The 16,029-nt window shown below is 37.0% G+C and carries 23 protein-coding genes and 1 pseudogene; 6 read left to right on the forward strand and 18 right to left on the reverse strand.

Annotated features, from left to right (window positions below; all coding sequences use genetic code 11):
* Positions 1-251: hypothetical protein (locus NST81_RS17295; protein WP_341030523.1), on the reverse strand; the 251-nt coding region annotated here is incomplete at its 3' end.
* Positions 252-455: 204 nt separating this feature from the next.
* Between NST81_RS17295 and NST81_RS17300 the strand changes: the two genes are divergently transcribed.
* Complete coding sequence (locus tag NST81_RS17300) at positions 456-692, forward strand: hypothetical protein (protein ID WP_327804132.1); 237 nt, start codon at positions 456-458, stop codon at positions 690-692.
* 257 nt (positions 693-949) lie between these two features.
* On the opposite strand, the gene NST81_RS17305 is transcribed toward NST81_RS17300, so the two are convergent.
* The 4 genes from NST81_RS17305 to NST81_RS17320 all read right to left on the reverse strand — a co-directional run bounded on the left by NST81_RS17305 (position 950) and on the right by NST81_RS17320 (position 2,930).
* Positions 950-1,354 (reverse strand): PBECR3 domain-containing polyvalent protein, encoded by a 405-nt coding sequence (locus tag NST81_RS17305; protein ID WP_341030524.1) that lies wholly within the window; start codon positions 1,352-1,354, stop codon positions 950-952.
* A gap of 284 nt (positions 1,355-1,638) precedes the next feature.
* A complete protein-coding gene (locus NST81_RS17310) occupies positions 1,639-1,797 on the reverse strand; it encodes a hypothetical protein (RefSeq protein WP_341030526.1) in 159 nt (52 codons plus the stop codon).
* Positions 1,784-2,047: a hypothetical protein gene (locus NST81_RS17315; protein ID WP_341030528.1), complete on the reverse strand. Its 264-nt coding sequence runs from the start codon at positions 2,045-2,047 to the stop codon at positions 1,784-1,786. The genes NST81_RS17310 and NST81_RS17315 overlap by 14 nt, the downstream gene beginning before the upstream one ends.
* Before the next feature lie 34 nt (positions 2,048-2,081).
* Positions 2,082-2,930, reverse strand: coding sequence for a recombinase family protein (locus NST81_RS17320; protein ID WP_341030529.1), 849 nt, complete (start codon positions 2,928-2,930; stop codon positions 2,082-2,084).
* Positions 2,931-3,152: 222 nt separating this feature from the next.
* On the opposite strand from NST81_RS17320, the gene NST81_RS17325 reads away from it, so the two are divergent.
* Positions 3,153-3,740 (forward strand): MerR family transcriptional regulator, encoded by a 588-nt coding sequence (locus tag NST81_RS17325; protein ID WP_341030530.1) that lies wholly within the window; start codon positions 3,153-3,155, stop codon positions 3,738-3,740.
* A 287-nt stretch (positions 3,741-4,027) separates the two neighbouring features.
* Here NST81_RS17325 and NST81_RS17330 read toward each other — a convergent pair whose 3' ends face one another.
* The 3 genes from NST81_RS17330 to NST81_RS17340 form a co-directional block, all read right to left on the reverse strand.
* Positions 4,028-4,681 carry a replication-relaxation family protein gene (locus NST81_RS17330; RefSeq protein WP_341030531.1) on the reverse strand — a complete coding sequence of 218 codons (654 nt, stop codon included), beginning with the start codon at positions 4,679-4,681 and terminating at the stop codon, positions 4,028-4,030.
* A complete protein-coding gene (locus NST81_RS17335) occupies positions 4,678-5,853 on the reverse strand; it encodes an FtsK/SpoIIIE domain-containing protein (RefSeq protein ID WP_341030532.1) in 1,176 nt (391 codons plus the stop codon). Before NST81_RS17335 ends, NST81_RS17330 begins: the two co-directional genes overlap by 4 nt.
* 172 nt (positions 5,854-6,025) lie before the next feature.
* On the reverse strand, positions 6,026-6,334 hold the full coding sequence (locus tag NST81_RS17340; RefSeq protein WP_341030533.1) for a hypothetical protein: 309 nt from the start codon (positions 6,332-6,334) through the stop codon (positions 6,026-6,028).
* Positions 6,335-6,648: 314 nt separating this feature from the next.
* On the opposite strand from NST81_RS17340, the gene NST81_RS17345 reads away from it, so the two are divergent.
* On the forward strand, positions 6,649-6,876 hold the full coding sequence (locus NST81_RS17345; RefSeq protein WP_327804145.1) for a helix-turn-helix domain-containing protein: 228 nt from the start codon (positions 6,649-6,651) through the stop codon (positions 6,874-6,876).
* Positions 6,877-6,920: 44 nt separating this feature from the next.
* Here NST81_RS17345 and NST81_RS17350 read toward each other — a convergent pair whose 3' ends face one another.
* From NST81_RS17350 to NST81_RS17385, 8 genes are all read right to left on the reverse strand, one after another.
* The gene (locus NST81_RS17350) at positions 6,921-7,088 is read right to left on the reverse strand and encodes a hypothetical protein (protein WP_341030535.1); all 168 of its coding nucleotides are present in this window, start codon (positions 7,086-7,088) and stop codon (positions 6,921-6,923) included.
* A 417-nt stretch (positions 7,089-7,505) separates the two neighbouring features.
* Complete coding sequence (locus NST81_RS17355) at positions 7,506-7,868, reverse strand: hypothetical protein (RefSeq protein ID WP_270583830.1); 363 nt, start codon at positions 7,866-7,868, stop codon at positions 7,506-7,508.
* 503 nt (positions 7,869-8,371) lie between these two features.
* Positions 8,372-8,617, reverse strand: coding sequence for a phage terminase small subunit-related protein (locus NST81_RS17360; RefSeq protein WP_270583829.1), 246 nt, complete (start codon positions 8,615-8,617; stop codon positions 8,372-8,374).
* Complete coding sequence (locus NST81_RS17365) at positions 8,607-8,750, reverse strand: hypothetical protein (protein WP_270583828.1); 144 nt, start codon at positions 8,748-8,750, stop codon at positions 8,607-8,609. Before NST81_RS17365 ends, NST81_RS17360 begins: the two co-directional genes overlap by 11 nt.
* Complete coding sequence (locus NST81_RS17370; protein ID WP_341030536.1) at positions 8,747-9,055, reverse strand: hypothetical protein; 309 nt, start codon at positions 9,053-9,055, stop codon at positions 8,747-8,749. The genes NST81_RS17365 and NST81_RS17370 overlap by 4 nt, the downstream gene beginning before the upstream one ends.
* A gap of 426 nt (positions 9,056-9,481) precedes the next feature.
* Positions 9,482-9,772, reverse strand: a complete 291-nt coding sequence (locus NST81_RS17375; RefSeq protein ID WP_341030537.1) for a hypothetical protein — start codon at positions 9,770-9,772, stop codon at positions 9,482-9,484.
* Between the two features lie 198 nt (positions 9,773-9,970).
* Positions 9,971-10,627 carry a hypothetical protein gene (locus tag NST81_RS17380; RefSeq protein WP_270583826.1) on the reverse strand — a complete coding sequence of 219 codons (657 nt, stop codon included), beginning with the start codon at positions 10,625-10,627 and terminating at the stop codon, positions 9,971-9,973.
* Between the two features lie 17 nt (positions 10,628-10,644).
* Positions 10,645-10,998 carry a hypothetical protein gene (locus NST81_RS17385; protein WP_341030538.1) on the reverse strand — a complete coding sequence of 118 codons (354 nt, stop codon included), beginning with the start codon at positions 10,996-10,998 and terminating at the stop codon, positions 10,645-10,647.
* Positions 10,999-11,241: 243 nt separating this feature from the next.
* Between NST81_RS17385 and NST81_RS17390 the strand changes: the two are divergent.
* From NST81_RS17390 to NST81_RS17400, 3 genes and pseudogenes are all read left to right on the forward strand, one after another.
* Positions 11,242-11,938, forward strand: a pseudogene (locus NST81_RS17390) (IS6 family transposase).
* Between the two features lie 82 nt (positions 11,939-12,020).
* Positions 12,021-12,512: a hypothetical protein gene (locus NST81_RS17395; RefSeq protein WP_341030539.1), complete on the forward strand. Its 492-nt coding sequence runs from the start codon at positions 12,021-12,023 to the stop codon at positions 12,510-12,512.
* A gap of 675 nt (positions 12,513-13,187) precedes the next feature.
* Positions 13,188-13,832 carry a hypothetical protein gene (locus tag NST81_RS17400; RefSeq protein WP_341030541.1) on the forward strand — a complete coding sequence of 215 codons (645 nt, stop codon included), beginning with the start codon at positions 13,188-13,190 and terminating at the stop codon, positions 13,830-13,832.
* A gap of 154 nt (positions 13,833-13,986) precedes the next feature.
* Here NST81_RS17400 and NST81_RS17405 read toward each other — a convergent pair whose 3' ends face one another.
* Complete coding sequence (locus tag NST81_RS17405) at positions 13,987-15,303, reverse strand: replication protein (RefSeq protein ID WP_341030542.1); 1,317 nt, start codon at positions 15,301-15,303, stop codon at positions 13,987-13,989.
* 312 nt (positions 15,304-15,615) lie between these two features.
* Positions 15,616-16,029: S24 family peptidase (locus NST81_RS17410; RefSeq protein WP_341030544.1), on the reverse strand; the 414-nt coding region annotated here is incomplete at its 5' end.

Here is a 16,029-nt window from a genome sequence, read left to right on the forward strand (position 1 = left end):
TCCACGATCCCTTTGATATAAAGTTGCTCTGGATCTGTTTCGTCTTCAGTCTTAACGGCATATTCTGCGTCTTTGTATTCCAGAAATGTTCTTCTGATCCCCGTATTTCCGTAAAACACGTTATAAACTTCCTGCAACTTTTCGGGTTCTCCCTTAATGATTCTATAAATAGTATGTTCAATGTTTTTGTACAAGACAGAATCGATTTCAAGTATTGTTCCATCAAAATTCCTTAATATCGCGATATTCACTTTTAATTTTCCCCTTTCATGATCTTGGTTAAATTGCTGATTTAATAACCTTTTAACCTCCTTATTCCTTAATCTATCATCATTTTAAAACGGTATATCCGTTTTTTCAACCATATTTTACATTTTTATTTAAAATTCAGTTATTAAACCGTAATATTGTTTTTGAAAACGAATATATGAGTCGAATAAGGGGAGAATGATACTATGAAGAACATTAGTTTAGATGAAATAAGCTTAAAAAACTGTTTACGCTTAATGATGGAAGGTACTGATTATAAAACCTTTAAACAAGTGGCAGAAGCCTTGGGAATCCCAAAATCGACTTTTCAATCGGCTTTAGATAATGATTATTTAAGGGTTAGGGACTTTCTGAAGATAGCGGACCTATTAGGTTATACAATCAAATTAGAGAAAAAAGAAAGCCGCTCCAGCACGAACTGAAAGCGGCTTTTCTCCAACATAAAACCCTCTTCACGATGAAGAGGGCCGTCGATCATAAAGGTTATTCGCAGGGCGGCAATCCTGATCTCTGGTAACTACCCAATGGGTAGCGCGTGGGGAACCTTTCCCACCTCAAATAACCTTTATGTTTGTTAATATATTCAATTGCTGATTTAAAATGTATCGCTTGTCTTGCTTATATGATAACCAAAAATCGCATTTTTGTAAACTAATCGCACGGAAAGGATCAAACATAATTAGGTAAAGAACGAAAACGGATGAATACGACCAACACGTAACCGCTTTTGAATCTTGTCTGCTCCGTTATCCAATATATAAAATGAACTCAAAAATAAGCCGTTCGCCGTATTTAATTTGATTGGTAAAAGAACGTGATCGTTAACCACTTTATATATTTCTACCGTATTAGGCTCTTTGGGATTTTGGCCAGCGTAATCAGGATTTGCAATCATATCGGGAATATCTTGATGATAGGTTAAAAAATCGTTCCAATGACCGCGCCTTTTTAAATGCTTTAAAACACCAGGTGGCATATACACTTCAAGACTAGCACATTGAATAGAATAATAAGTGATAATACATTCAGGGATAATCCCCACTAACTGTGTATCTGTAGCGTATGGATTTATCGTTATTTGCATAAATATTACAACCTTTTTAGAATTCTGTCCCCAGTATAAAGCAAAAACATGAAATTGAGTATAATAAACTAACATTGCTCTTTGGCAAAAGCTAAGTGCAGCCCAAAAATTGTAATTGATTGCCACAGAGCGGTCCTAAAAAAGAAAAGCCATCCTCTTAGTAGGGTGGCTTTTTACGTTATCTAAACAGCTTCGGCTACTGTCAGTTGAACTTACGTCAAGGGTGCCCACCAATACCGACCCCCTCTCATTGTCGTCTAATTGATCTTGTTGCAACTGATTCATTAACGGTAGCAATCGATCACCGCATGAGCGATTTGTTTTAGAACAGGGTTGCCTTTTTCCCATTCTTTCCGGAACCATTCCTTCCGTTCTTCTTCACTCATGAGTGCCAATTTGGAGTGAATCACAACAGTGGTGTTGCCAATCCTAAATTTCTTCATGTTCCAACTCATCTGCAATCATGAATAATTCTTGTTTTAATTGTTCGTTTTTCTCAACCGGAATAAAAATAGTTCTTTCTTTGTCGATGATTAAGTTAATCGGATCATCTCCCTCAATCAATCGAGCCATTGAACGTAATCCATTAGCTTTATACGCTCCATCAACTGAATATCCAGCAATACTTCTCATAATAAACCGATCACCATCAAAATAACCGTCTATGATTTCTAATCGATCAATAACAGACATTTTCGAAGACCTCCCTATGGAATTTTTATATAAATTACTCATTTTCATTATCCCTTTCATTTAAGCGAGATTGCGCCTTATGCCACATTTGGCGGCTTATAATTCGAGGAAATACCCCTTTTTGTTTTATCCCATTTTGCTCTTTTTCCCCGTCATAAGTATTGAATCCTGTATAAGTCTCTGTATGTACTACATTCTTAACCGTTTGTGGAGACCAATTCTTACCCGTTTTTGTCGGGACACCCTCTTTATTAAGCAACTTTGCTATTTTGTAGTAACTCTTACCGTCAATGAATTCTTGAAAAATCCTTTTAACAACAAAAGCCTGATTATCAATGACTTGAATTTCTCCATTTATTACCTCGTAACCATAAGGGACCTGACCTCCGGCATATTTATTTTTCTTCGCTGTGGCCAAGCGACCGCCCTTAGTACGCTCATTAATAACAGAACGCTCGAACTCTGCAAAGCTCCCGATCATTTGAAGGAAGAGCATTCCTTGGGGTGTAGACGTGTCGAAATGTTCTGAAACGGATATGAAAGCAATTCCGTTCGGTTCCAGTACATCCTCAATCAAGATAAGCAGATTTTTTAATCTTCTATGGATACGGTCTGCTTTCACTACAACTATTGCTGACACTTCGTTATCAGGACCCTTAATGTACTCCATCATTTCTTTATATCCGTCACGGTCATCATTTGAACCTGTAAAACCTTCATCTACAAAAATGCGATCCAACTTCCATCCCTGACTTTTTGCATAAGCCTCAATCCGTTCCTTTTGTTCCGGTATAGAAGTGTTTTCTATTTGAGAATCCGAACTAATACGAGCATAACCGACAACCCTTTTTATTTCAGTCTTAACCATTATATCCATCCCCATTTTTTCCAATTCCTTCTTGAGAAGAACATACCATATATTAAAAGTAATTGTAAATACTTTTAATAAAATAAACCTTAAATTATTGATTTATTAATATTTATGTTTTATTTTTATCGTGAAAATTGTTGTTGTTGTTGTTGTGAAATTGAAGGAAAATGAAGGTAGACATCTAATCTATAAAAAGAACGTTTTATAGAACGATTTTGAAAGGCGGCCGGAACAATGAACGAAGAATTCGAAAAAGCTTATACACCAAAGGAAGTAAGCTTGACATTAGATATTGGAACCAGCACTCTAAGGAAGTGGTGTCTTGCATTAGAAGAGAACGGATATCATTTTACAAGAACGGATACTCAAAGGCGCTTGTTTGTGGAACAGGATATAGTTGCTCTTAAATACTTTCAAAAGTTAGTTCAAGGAGAGAATTTTTCATTAGAGAACGCCGCAAAAGTTATTGCATCAAAGTATAAAACAGAAGCGTCCGAAACAAGAACGCCTAGCGTTCTCCCTGAAAATGAAATTGAAAAGCGTGATTTTAAGCGTTCTAATGAAATTCTTGAGGAACTACTGGAGAGAGCCAAAAAACAAGAACAATTCAATCAGGAGTTATTAAGAGCTAACCGGGAATTAATACAACGACTCGAGGATCAACAAAAATATATAGACGAGCGTCTGAATAAAAGAGATGAATTACTTATGAAATCCCTTAAAGAATCAATGGAAACGCGGAAATTGATTGCCGCGGCAAAAAAGGAGGAAGAGGAAAGAGAAAAAAAGAAGGGGTTTTGGTCCCGTTTGTTTGGTAAATAGCTCGGATGAAATGCAAGAGCATAAGGAGTTTTTGCCCCCACCGAGGGCGCGGGATCAGGCAGTGCCTGATAAAACGATGGGGTCAAAAAAAGTGAGCTTTCTATATAGTTTCTATATAGTTTCTATATGAACTCTACACATTTTCTATATAGTTTCTATATAGTTTCTATATGAACTCTACACATTTTCTATATAGTTTCTATATGGTTTTTGTATGGTTTCTACATAAACTCTACATATCATTCTATATAGTTTCTATACGCATTTTTTGCGAAAAGGGTGTACAGTTATCCGGATTTCAGTTTCAAAGAAGATCCGGATATTTTTATATTCTGATTTTTTGATTCAAACATGCTTACCAGTTCTGAAATGTTTGCAACCTGAAAGAACCGTATATATGAACTTTCAATGTTATATCGGGTATCGGTTATTATGATCACGGCCGGGAACACCTTTTTGTTTTGCGGTTGCCAGGCTTCTTGCTGCCATTCATTAGAAAAGAAATATTCCTCATAACGCTTCACTTTTTCATCCATTACCCGTGCCGAATAAATAGAACGCTGAATCTCCACGAAGAACGGTGCCCGTTTCCAGATCATAAAGGCATCTGGTTCCATATATCCTTTTCCGTATTTCGGTTCGACAATAAATGTTTTTGGCTCCTCAAATTTCAGGAGTGACTTATAAAACTCAACGATTTTCAAAAAATGAGGTATTTTAGTTGAATCCTTTTTAATCGATGCAGGAGAAGGAAAGTACAAATAAGGTTGATGATTCGTATTTACTTCGATATATCCATCCCTTCGCAACCTTTTCAGAACGGTATTGCAGCAAGTAACCGGCTGTTTCAAACGTGAAAAATGGAGATCAATAATATCATCACGGGTCAAACACCGAAAACGTTCCAAATCTCTTAAGATTGCTAGATCTCTTTTTCTCATTCGTCCAACACCTCAAAAATCCCATTCTTATTCTCTTTTAAATCGATAACGTCTCCAGAATCATTTAAACCGTGTTTATAGGCATTTTTCCTTTTCGGAGAGTAAAACCCTTCAAGAATTTTTTTCGCCTCTGAAATCGCCAAATACGGGGCCTGAATTTCTTTCAGATCGGAATAAGTTGGCATTTTTAGTAACATTCTTCCTTCTTTCTCCAATTTTTCGCTTCCTGGTGTGCCTATAATGCGTGAATTGATTAAATCAGCACATTTGAACCCCATCCGAACGGTTAAATTGTTTTTTAGCTTCCCATCCAAGACATTACGGTCCGGCCGTTGCATGGATAAAATCAAAAACACGCCTAAAGCCCGGCCAATAGCACTAATTTCCTCTACAAGTTCCATCAGTTTTTTCTCTTTTTGCAGCAAGGCTACTTCGTCGATACAAAGGACGATATAAGGCGGTGGATCGGCTAAATCATCGATATGAGCGACCTCGTTTGAATCTAGAGCGTCGCCTCTTCTTTGCATTTCCTTTTGCAGATATTGAAGCATTGGCCACATCACTCGAGCGGTGTAGAACAGTCCTCGAACGTGTTCCACCTGCCGAAAAATATGGAATTCTGAACGTTTTAAGTCACAAAGGAACAGTTGTAGCCGTTCTGCCGGTAACGCTTGAATAAGCGTTGTTAATATACTTCGCAACTGTGTTGATTTTCCGGATCCCGTTTCGCCAGCGATTAATATATGCGGATTTTTAACCAGATCAAATACAACAGTACTTCCATTTAGGTCCATGCCAGCTACGATTGGCAGTGACATTCCCCTGAATTGGGGAACGTACTTTTCATAATCGTAACGGATAACGGTAGGAAGAACGCTTCCGTAAACTATTAGATGAAATTTCTTTATTTCCCCTTTTAATTCAATGTTCTTCCCAAATACTTGTTGAAAACAGTACAGTTTCTTTTTGATTTCCTTTGGATCCATCCCTATAGGCAAAGTAAAGACATAACTAAGGCATTTGTTGTTGGAATCAAACTTAATAGAATGAATCTTGGGATAAATGCGTCCAGAACTGGACCCATAAGAATATGAAATCCATAAATCAGCATTCCGAAATACTTGCAACAGGGCGGATTTTGCTTTTTGTTTTGCTAGCCAATCTTTAAGCATGGGATCACCTCGCAGCAGCAGTAATCTGTTTTCGTTATTGGCACGACCATAGTGACAAGTTGGCACGACACATAGTGACAATTTGTCCCCACCAATAACCAGAGAATACTTCAGAAAAAGTAGTAGTAGACGGTATTCTTAATAATGCGCTCAAAATTGAGCGTTGAGCATGCTATAACAAATAGGGCGCATGGGAAAGAAGGTAAATAATCGAACCGGCTGCAGTCACTGGAAAGGCTATGCGAAGAATACTGGATATGGAGGATGCAATATTTAGAAGCCCCTTTTCTGCTAGCATCTTTTCAAAGATAGCAACGAGAACAATACCTGTAGCGATTAAAATAAAATTCACATCGATAACAGAGAGCGGGTGCAACGAATAAGCCGCCAATGCTTGTTGTTTAAGGGAGTACGGATTATTCACCCCCTTTTTGTTTTTCATAAAATCCTTAAAATTAATGATTTCTGTTCGTTTTTTCATGTTAATCACCCCCCCTTTTTTTGAGCGGAATTTTATTCCGGTCATCGATTTTTCGGTTCATCTCCCTTTAAACAGATTTGTTGTCTTCGGCCTAAGTTGAACATAGACCGTCATTGCTTTGATAAAGGTACATTGTTAAGTATCAAAACAAAAACAAATGTCAGGTTTTGTTAGGTTCTTTGGTTTCAATCAGAAAAAAGCTTTGATAAATCCTATGATGAACGGCTTGTCCATTTTTCTCATTTTCGTAAAGTTTAGAAAAAGTAACTTTTGGACAGACTGGTGCCTAAGAATAACTTAGGGAGGAAACGAAGGTGTTCGGATTAGGAAAACCCAGGAGTAAATTGGGAAAGTTTTTAGATAGGCATGGTATTTCGCAGCAGGAGCTTGTAAAAAAAAGTAAGGTAAATAAAGCAACAATAAGTCGTCTTTGCAGCGGTGACGCTTTTCAGCCATCCATGAAAAACGCACAAAAGGTCATAAAGGCCATTCGCGAGCTTACCGGTAAAAACGTTGATTATGACGACTTCTGGAGTATGTAAATAAGCCCTTGCATAACGCAAAGGCTTATTTTATTTGATTCTTCCTAGTATACTTCTCCAAGAGTACGAAGAGCACGTTCCATCTTGTATAAGATACGTAAATCCAAGTAACTTATATCCTTTGTTGGTATCAATGCCCTGATACGATTTATCTCCGCTTCTGTAAACTGAACGGTGTATCGTACTTCTAGCTCTAATTGTTCGTTACACAATTTTTGCAATCCTCCTTCCCGAAGTTTTAAACATTTTACAAGGCAAAAACGGATATTCGAATACTTTTGGATAAAAAAATTCAAAAAAATAGAATGGCCGATAACACGCAGGAATCGACGTGCATATTTGAATGTACACGTCAGGGGGATCCGTTCGAAGGACTTATTTGTAGATGCTTCAAATTCAAGAGTGGAAATGGTTTGTCCTAACTACAAAGACACTGAACCAATCCCGACTATATCTAAAAGAAAGTACCGTGAATGAGCGGTTAATTAAAATACAATTTTCTACGATACGTCAACGATACGTGGGCAAAAAGAAAAAGAAAAAGAAAAAGAAAAAGAAAAACAACATGTAACGATTCCATATTCATACCCGTCAATTTGACGGATATAGATCCAAGAATCACTTTGCTATTAATAGTCCTTTTGCTTTAAAAGTTCTCTTACTCTTTCAGCAGTTTTTTCAACAATTTTTCGTTGAATTTCAGAACGGAATTCTAGCCTTTTCTTTCTCCAGTTATGTTTTGCAGCATATCTCCGTACGCTTTGATAAGGAATTCCATACATTTCACTGATCGTCTTTAGTGTGACAGGCTTAATGGTGTTAATGTATTGTCGGGCCGACATTTCTAACTCTCCTGAAGCCATAAGTTCATTATCTAATTTTGTAAATGCCTTTATGAATGATGTTTTTTCTCGTGAGCTCACTGTTTGAACAAAAGATGTAACATAGGTTATTTCAGCAAGGAACCAATCGTGTTCCCAACCTCGTCCCATTTCATTTCCCCCTTATCATGCGTGGGCTTTTCATACGGGTAAAAAAGTGTAGCAAAAAAATGTACTATTTCTTTAGTAACGTTGCATTTCTTCACCGTGTTCGTTTCGGAAAAAAGTTAGCATTTGTTAGCATGTATAACAAGGTGAAATCCTTGAGTTTTCTTGAGTTGTGTCGCAATAAATACTCGGATTTTACTAGGTTGAAACGTTGCAATATATGTAACCAAAAGGGTGCAACGGTTGCATACAAAGGTTGCACACAAAGTGTGCGCAATTGTTGTACAACATTCGGAGTACTAAAAAATACGGAGTACTCCATTCGGAACATTTCGAATAAAAGGAACGTTTCAATAGTAACGTTACCTTTCAAAAGGAGCGCTCTATATATACAAAAAAGTGAGGTTTTATCAGGTTTTGTAGCATTTATATAAGCAACAAATGTAGTATTTTTTAGTACTTTGTAGCATAAAAATTTGACCATGATTTACCATGCTTTGTAGCATTTAATCTCTATTCATTACATCCTCATATGAAGCCTTTAAATATTTCTCAAAATCCATTCCGTGCTTTTCTTTAAACCACGCTCTATAACGTTTGCTATGCCATTTATGAGCCGCTGCATATCTTCTAACGGTCTGATAAGGGATATTAAACCGTTCACTAATATCTTTTAAAGAAAGTCGACTCTCATATCCCGAATCCATGAAAAACTGCTCAGCCTTTTTCCAGTCATATTTTTTAATGGCCACAATTTAAGAAATCCTCCTTTTCATTTTCTTTAACGAGGCTTTCTTCTTTTTCAAGAGCAAGAATACGTGGTACTGATGTTTTCATGAAGAACTCAACAATTTTACGTTGCGTTTCTTCTGATAGTTGTTTCATTTGATCGTCTTCCTTCCTCGGTATTCAGTATTGTTTTTAATCCAATCGAACACAGCGTCACGCGGATACCGAGCTTTAATGTTTGCCAGCCTTGGAAAAGTAGGATTCGAAGTGACTTTGATAACAGTCGGCATAGCTATCTGAAGAATTTCGGCCAAGTGTTTGTTCGTTAAAACCGGAGGATATGAATAGCGTTTCATACCATCCTCTACACCTTTCTCATAAGCTTGCCGAAACAATTCTTCCATGCGGGCTTTAAACAGGTTCGCTTCGAGTTCGTCGAAAGTAATCACTGTTTTCGGCATGTGATTACCTCCTTTTTTGTTATTTGTTGTTTTTTATTATTCCACCAAGGGTGTCGGTTAAACTTACACCCTTTTGACCTGATACACATAAAGTGTGTGGCAACCTTATTGAGATTTAATGACTGTGACACTTGGTGTCACACCCTTACGGTGAAATCGTAGACCGCTAGGTCATTATCTAAGTAACTGATTCATCCGGAATCCTACTTGGTTGAGTCTTTTAATTTTGAGGTTTTTACTTTAGACAAGAAGCTTATCCAAAGTTTTAAAGTATGTTCTTTACTCGTTTTATATATGAACTTGCATCCATCTACCTCTTCTTGTTTGATTGGTTGTTGCATTTAGCTCACCTTCTTATTTGAGTGTTTTTCGATTCATATTCGGGGTTATCCAACTTTGGACAGGCCCAATAGAAAAGAACGCTACTCACCTAAGCACAAATCCCATCTCCCTCAATTTTTCTACAATGTCATTACGAAGCATAATGGATCCATCCTTATCTTTTATGAATCCACCGGGCTTTATAATGACCACTAATCCGCCACTTTGAGATATACGGAGATTCCCATCATTCTGCACTTTCCAAAGTGATACTTTTCCATAAAATCCGTGCTTTAATGCGTTCTTGTTACCCCATTTCGGATTGCGATTTCCTCGATTACCAACCGCTGCTTTATTGCCAGGAAGAAAGCGGCCTGTCTTTGAATAACGGTCCATTATTTTCTACATCCCTTCACATAAAAATTGTGGGCTATCCGTGGGCCAAACGTAAAAAATTGTGTGCTATTCGTGGGACTTTAGTGGACTTTTTGTGGGCGAATCGCCTTTTTTCTGTCCCCACCGTTTTATCAGGCACTGCCTGATCCCACACCCTCGGTGGGGGCAAAAATTCCTTATGCTCTTGCATTCTATTGGTCATGAATTCGCTGCCCTTTTATGGCCAACATATTTCTTCACTCTAGACGTTCTGATACCTAACAATCTCCCAATTTCTAAATACGTCATGTCATACGTTTCATAAAGACGAATACACCGTTCTTTTAAGCGTTCTTCATTGATCTGTTCGTCTAAATCCCAATAATCCTCCATCAATTCTTCCATACTCATGTTTTCAATGCGTCGATCCGCTTCCTCCATGTCTTCTATTTCATCTAATGAAACAGATTGACGTTGTAACTCGGGTCTAGTTGAAACAATTTCTGTTAGAATCTGACGCAATTTTTTACGGACGTTTTGACGCTTTTGATAATTGCCATATTCGTAGGGACTTATATAATTGCGTTCTTCTTCAGTAAGCAATTCCAAAGCTTCTCTGTAAGCAGAAGCTCGTAATTCCCACCACTTTTCCGTTCTTTCGTGTTCCTCTCTCAATTCAATTAAATAGATGGCGTATTTTTCTGGATTTACACTTTCCCAATACAACGTCCCTGTTTGATAATCAAAACACGTTCTTGTTGGATGGATGTTATCGTATGCCTGCTGCAATTCGATAGCATGTTGCTTACGTAAATCATGTAATCGTCTTTCGGCCATTTCATACTGCATAAATTCAGACTCACTCATGTGATACATGCAGGCACTTCCTTTACTTACGCAATATTTTGATTTTTAGCGACTTCAGCCATCTTTTTATAGGCAGACTCTAAAGTTTTTCTAATACTTTCTCTGGTAACTGAAAAAATTTCTCCAATTTTTTCATACGTAAATCCGTCCCTTCGGTAATCTACCGCAGCCGATTCCCTAATCGTCAAAATATCTTCTTCATATATGGCGTAATCAATGAATTCTATCATTTGTTCTATGATTTGTAATCGCTGTAAAACTGCTATTTCTTGTTCTGGATCTCTGCCGCTTAAACGAATCAATCTTTTCTGCAGTTTTTCTTGCTTAATCAATAAATCGTGATAATTCTCTACGGCTTTTCTTATTTTTTCAGGAGTCATTTTTTATCCCTCCATTCCACAATAAGGAGTTAAAAATAAGCCCCATTTTGCCGATTTAAGAGTCTTTGATACGTTCCAAATGTTTTTTATATTAGCAACGGTCAAAAAACCGAAATACGGCAAATTTGAAGCGAATATGAGGTGAATAAAGTGGTTCTGGTGCAAAAACTGCAAGATACTTGCAAATAATCTCTAAATCTTGGACATACTGATACTAGTACTCCAAAAAAGGACGTGATCAGTATGGAAAAGCAAAATCTATTCAAGTGGAAACATTATTATTTTATTAACCGTAAGATGGTACCTACGGTACAACCTCAGTTTTCGTGATTTAGTCGAAATGATGGAAGAACGCGGCTTATCCATTGCTCATACAACCATCATGCGTTGGGTTCATCAGTATGGTCCTGAATTAGATGAGCGAGTACGGCGTCATCTTACGCCAACCAATGATTCTTGGAGAGTCGATGAGACGTATGTGAAAGTCAAAGGTCAATGGATGTACCTATATCGTGCCGTTGATTCAGAAGGAAATACGATTGATTTTTATTTAAGCAAAACAAGGGATCATAAGGCTGCAAAGCACTTTTTCAAGAAAGCTTTGCGGTCTTTTCATGTTTCAAAGCCCCGTGTTATCACAGTAGACAAGAACCCAGCCTATCCTATGGCGATCGAAGAGTTGAGGAAAGAGAAAAAGATGCCCGTAGGCATCCAAATAAGGCAGATAAAATATCTGAATAACATTGTAGAACAAGATCATCGTTTTATTAAAAAGAGAGTTCGTTCGATGTTAGGATTAAAAACATTTCGTACCGCCAAATCTATTCTTTCGGGAATAGAAGCGATGCATACCATTAAAAAAGGACAACTTGCTTTACGGGACAAGTCTGTCCAAAATCAAGTGAAGTTCATTCATCAATTATTTGGAATGGCTGCATAAGAACAGATTCCATTAGCAATCCATATACCTCTTTCAAATAAATGCAATCTTTGCACCAGAACCGCTAGATCGGAAAGTCAATATGGACAACTTATCTGCGAATACTCAAAAAGACATCAATAAATTGAGTAAAGAAGCAAAAGAGTTTTATTATTTATATGAGCAAGTATATAAACAAAACGATGGTAAATTCGATGTTGAGCTAACTTTGGCTACCCTTAATTATTACTATAATTCTATGAACAACACTTCTACCCAGAGTGGAACAGAAGTTAAAGAAAATACATTCTCTATAGCTTCGACTATTGGGTCCGTCAAAACATATAAACTTTCAAACCAACAGGTTAACGATATTATTAAGATGATAGGAGTTCATGGAGCAGGTTGGGGTCTGATGACGGCTATTGCTAAATACTTTGCTAAAAGCCCTACCTGGATTACTGCAATGATTATTGCTATTCCTACATTAGGTGCAGCAGTGTTAAACGCATGCAATAGATATAATAAAGGTGTAATCATTAAAGATGTTAGAATAGGAGCAACTCATAACTGGTCTTGTTCTGCAGTAAGATAATCAAAAAAATCTTAGGCTAAAGTATACAGCCTAAGATTTTTTATGTTCTTTTTGATTCTCTCTTCATTCTATTTAAGTAATCTGTGATAAAGAAAATGATTAGTCCTGAAATTAGAATAATCCATGAGTTAGAAATGAAATCTCTATTAAAGAAAGTTTCAAAAATAGAATTTATAAAAAGAATTATTCCCCAAAATACAAAGGTTACGAAGTACGCGATATTCGCATCTTTTTTTCCTTCCTTACTACTTTCCTTAAAGAGCATCGACATTCTCCTTCTCTATAAATTTTTCAATTACAAAATAAACCCATTTTAATTTTACCATATTTTATCCTTTTCAAAAAATTTATCCCTTTAATTTACGTTTCAGATCCCCCAGATATAAAAAATATGAAATTCAAATAAGTGACCGGAGGATAAGAAATGGTATCAATATATCTCACCATAAATTATATAGTTAATACCCTTCTAGTTATAATGGCTATCTGTGTTTTCTTGGGAGCTATCTACGATATTTTTAAGGATACAATTATTTCAATTAAAGATTTATTTAAAAACTTATTTAATAAATTATTTAAAAAATGATAGGTAATTATCCATCTTTTTTTGTGTTCGAATTTACGTTTCCAATGGCCCAGATATAATAACAAAAATTGAGAAACGGAGGTTCGATCATGAGCAATAGATTACTTAAATGCTATGGGTATTGCAACAAAAAATACCCCAAAGAGGTTCTGATTAAATATTCTCCCACCGGTGAAGGAGCAGGAAAAAATCACTGTCCTGAATGTTACCAAAGAAAAGTAAAAGAAACCAAAGAACGTGAAGATTTATATAACTTCATTAAAACCACCTATAATCTCAACTTCCCTACTGGAAATATGCTGAGACAAATAAAACAGTTTCGAGAAGAAAGAAATTACACTTACATCATTGAATGGTCAGACGGCAGCCCTACTGGATGTTTAATTCATTCAGAACCTGTAGAAAAAGGCGATTTTCTCGGAATCGCAAGAACCGTTTTGATTAGAAACGTAAATGAACAAACTCACCGTAGCATAAACAATATTGCTACTGATATCATCGAAACAAACAAACCCCCACTAGGGTTTATCGTCCAAGAAAGCAAAACAACTAATTATTTAATCAATGCCATTTATTACGACCTATGGGATCTTATTTCTAAAAATGAACCTGTTTATATCTGTGCAAATCCTAATTGCAAACTCCCATTCAAAAAAGTCAAAAGACAGAAATACTGCTCTAATGCCTGCAAACAAGAAGCTTACCGTATCAGAAAAAAACAAAAACAATCATAATAAAAAAGCATGGTCGCTCTTATTCCAGTATTGGAAAATGAGTAACCATGCTTTTTTGCCACATAAGGCAAAATTGAAAATTAATACATCTGTATAAATAATCAGGGGAGCAGGCTACGCCCATAATATAAGGGCGACGAACCATGTTACACTTTTATAATTGCTTCAACAAACGATATAAATGCACACGGGAAACCCCGAGCATCTTGGCCAATTCAGTCTTTTTGGCATTTGGATGCTTCTCTAATAATTGTTGCAGCTTAAAAAGTTTATCGTCTGTCTTATCATGCTGCTGTTTAATGTACTCTGAGCGGGTCATATCGCCACGCTCACGCCTTCTTTTCTCTTGGTAAGCCCTATCCCTTTCACGCTTTCTTCTCCGCTTCTCTACGCCGTCTATGATGGTGGAAAGGTGCCGTTGCTCTTCCCTTGTAATATCGAGCCAGTCAATGATTTTAGAATTTCTTAGATTATATCCGGCACCAGGATATCCTTTTTCGATGGCAATTCGATTAGCTTCTTCATTATTTCGTGCTTCCCACGCTTTTTCTGCGCTTCTGGTGGCTCTTTCAACCTCATGGAAGGGTAAAGGTACCGTAAACTGCAAATTAAGCGTATGCGTTTGATAAAGGGCTTCTTCAGGATCGTTCGTATAGCAGCACAACCAATAACGGTATAAAAAGCAAATGATTTCTCGGTAGCCAGTTACTTCGTAATTCCGCAGCTCCACCAGTTTCACTAAGTCCAATAGCCGTGCGTAATGAAGCTTGTATGTATTGAATAACTGAACTACTTTCTTTTTGCGTCCTCGTTTTTTCTTTTGTGGAACGGGATTGACGGCTTCGTTAAGTTCCGGAAGGTAATCAAATTGGATCTGCCTTAACTCATATTTGTAATCATGCCGATATTCCGCTCTTACTTCCGCCCCATTTTTACTATTAATGCTCCCAGCAATCCGAAAAACACGCGCTGCATCTGTTGCCTTCGGATCCCCGCCCAATCCCTTTAGCTGCTCTAATAAATGATTTTGAACCGCCTGCCATAGCGGAAGAGCCTTATACGGAACCGGATCGAGTAACCATATCAATACTAATCCTTGTCCACTAAATATAAGAATATTAGGTTCGGGAATCAATTCTCCAAAATATTCGTGTTCTAATTTTCCCAACACCCACGACGGATCATAATTGAAAAGATAAAAATCCAAATCAACGTATAAAGACTTTAATTGGCGTATATTTTCGATTTTTCGCTGAGGCTTATAAAATGTATTCTGACTGAAATAAACGTCCTCTCCGAGCCATTTCGAAAGTTCTGCAGCTAATTCTTGCGGTTTGAAGTGAAATTGTCTGAATGTCCCATTCTCTGTTTTCTTTGCTACAGTAATCCAACCGTCGGAATCATGATGGTGAAACCACGCATGATACACGGCTTTGTCTATATTTTTGGCGGAGTTTCCATCAATCTTCACAAAAAAATTCCTCCTCTCCATAGTGGAAAGGAACGTATGCCTGTGATATTATAAAAGCAACAAATTGATAAAAAAGGGCATAACTTGTCCTTTCCCAAAGGGTACACTTACCCCTTTCCAGAAGAACCTCGTCCGGTCGCCAAACTAGCGAGGTTTTTCTTATGCCTATTATTCTATCAAATATTAAAAAAAATTGCTTATCGAGTTAAAAATTGACGAAAAAACAAGACAAGAGTTTCACCTCTTGTCTAAAATGTAGTCTTCTTTAAAGCTACCCCGTATGTTATAATGATTTCACTGATTACTAATTAATTAACCGAAAGCCATAGTGTTCCCAGCACTGTGGTTTTCTTTATTTATAAATGTTCCGCCAACAACCTTTCCTACAATCTCTACGTGTTCCCTTCTTACGACTACAATAGGTGCATTATCATGGAGCATTAATATTTGACGACCAAAACGTGTGAACCGGCAAACATGGTATTTGTCATGTACTTTTAAAACAGCGAGATCTTTACCATTTGATTTTGGCTCTTGGAGCGGATCTACTTCCAAAATGTCACCTTCTAAGATAGTTGGTTCCATAGCATTTCCTTCAACTTCTAACGTGTACGTTTCTTGTGTACTGCATTCATCCCTCATCATTATCACAATCCATTCCCCCAATCGATTCGATCTGATGATTTTCCATAAGTTTGCAAGAAAGTATAAAATACTCGCATTCCA

This window comes from Bacillus sp. FSL W8-0223 (genome assembly GCF_038006805.1).
GTDB classification, from domain to species: domain Bacteria; phylum Bacillota; class Bacilli; order Bacillales; family DSM-4216; genus Bacillus_O; species Bacillus_O smithii.

What these genes read in the sequence shown, in the direction of transcription:
- NST81_RS17330 (WP_341030531.1), bottom strand. Translation starts at nt 4,681, where the DNA reads ATGAGAAAAAGAGATCTAGCAATCTTAAGAGATTTGGAACGTTTTCGG.
- NST81_RS17325 (WP_341030530.1), top strand. Translation starts at nt 3,153, where the DNA reads ATGAACGAAGAATTCGAAAAAGCTTATACACCAAAGGAAGTAAGCTTG.
- NST81_RS17305 (WP_341030524.1), bottom strand. Translation starts at nt 1,354, where the DNA reads ATGCAAATAACGATAAATCCATACGCTACAGATACACAGTTAGTGGGG.
- NST81_RS17300 (WP_327804132.1), top strand. Translation starts at nt 456, where the DNA reads ATGAAGAACATTAGTTTAGATGAAATAAGCTTAAAAAACTGTTTACGC.
- NST81_RS17395 (WP_341030539.1), top strand. Translation starts at nt 12,021, where the DNA reads ATGGACAACTTATCTGCGAATACTCAAAAAGACATCAATAAATTGAGT.
- NST81_RS17375 (WP_341030537.1), bottom strand. Translation starts at nt 9,772, where the DNA reads ATGGACCGTTATTCAAAGACAGGCCGCTTTCTTCCTGGCAATAAAGCA.
- NST81_RS17365 (WP_270583828.1), bottom strand. Translation starts at nt 8,750, where the DNA reads ATGAAACAACTATCAGAAGAAACGCAACGTAAAATTGTTGAGTTCTTC.
- NST81_RS17400 (WP_341030541.1), top strand. Translation starts at nt 13,188, where the DNA reads ATGAGCAATAGATTACTTAAATGCTATGGGTATTGCAACAAAAAATAC.
- NST81_RS17370 (WP_341030536.1), bottom strand. Translation starts at nt 9,055, where the DNA reads ATGCCGAAAACAGTGATTACTTTCGACGAACTCGAAGCGAACCTGTTT.
- NST81_RS17340 (WP_341030533.1), bottom strand. Translation starts at nt 6,334, where the DNA reads ATGAAAAAACGAACAGAAATCATTAATTTTAAGGATTTTATGAAAAAC.
- NST81_RS17355 (WP_270583830.1), bottom strand. Translation starts at nt 7,868, where the DNA reads ATGGGACGAGGTTGGGAACACGATTGGTTCCTTGCTGAAATAACCTAT.
- NST81_RS17335 (WP_341030532.1), bottom strand. Translation starts at nt 5,853, where the DNA reads ATGCTTAAAGATTGGCTAGCAAAACAAAAAGCAAAATCCGCCCTGTTG.
- NST81_RS17385 (WP_341030538.1), bottom strand. Translation starts at nt 10,998, where the DNA reads ATGACTCCTGAAAAAATAAGAAAAGCCGTAGAGAATTATCACGATTTA.
- NST81_RS17310 (WP_341030526.1), bottom strand. Translation starts at nt 1,797, where the DNA reads ATGAAGAAATTTAGGATTGGCAACACCACTGTTGTGATTCACTCCAAA.
- NST81_RS17315 (WP_341030528.1), bottom strand. Translation starts at nt 2,047, where the DNA reads ATGTCTGTTATTGATCGATTAGAAATCATAGACGGTTATTTTGATGGT.
- NST81_RS17320 (WP_341030529.1), bottom strand. Translation starts at nt 2,930, where the DNA reads ATGGGGATGGATATAATGGTTAAGACTGAAATAAAAAGGGTTGTCGGT.
- NST81_RS17380 (WP_270583826.1), bottom strand. Translation starts at nt 10,627, where the DNA reads ATGTATCACATGAGTGAGTCTGAATTTATGCAGTATGAAATGGCCGAA.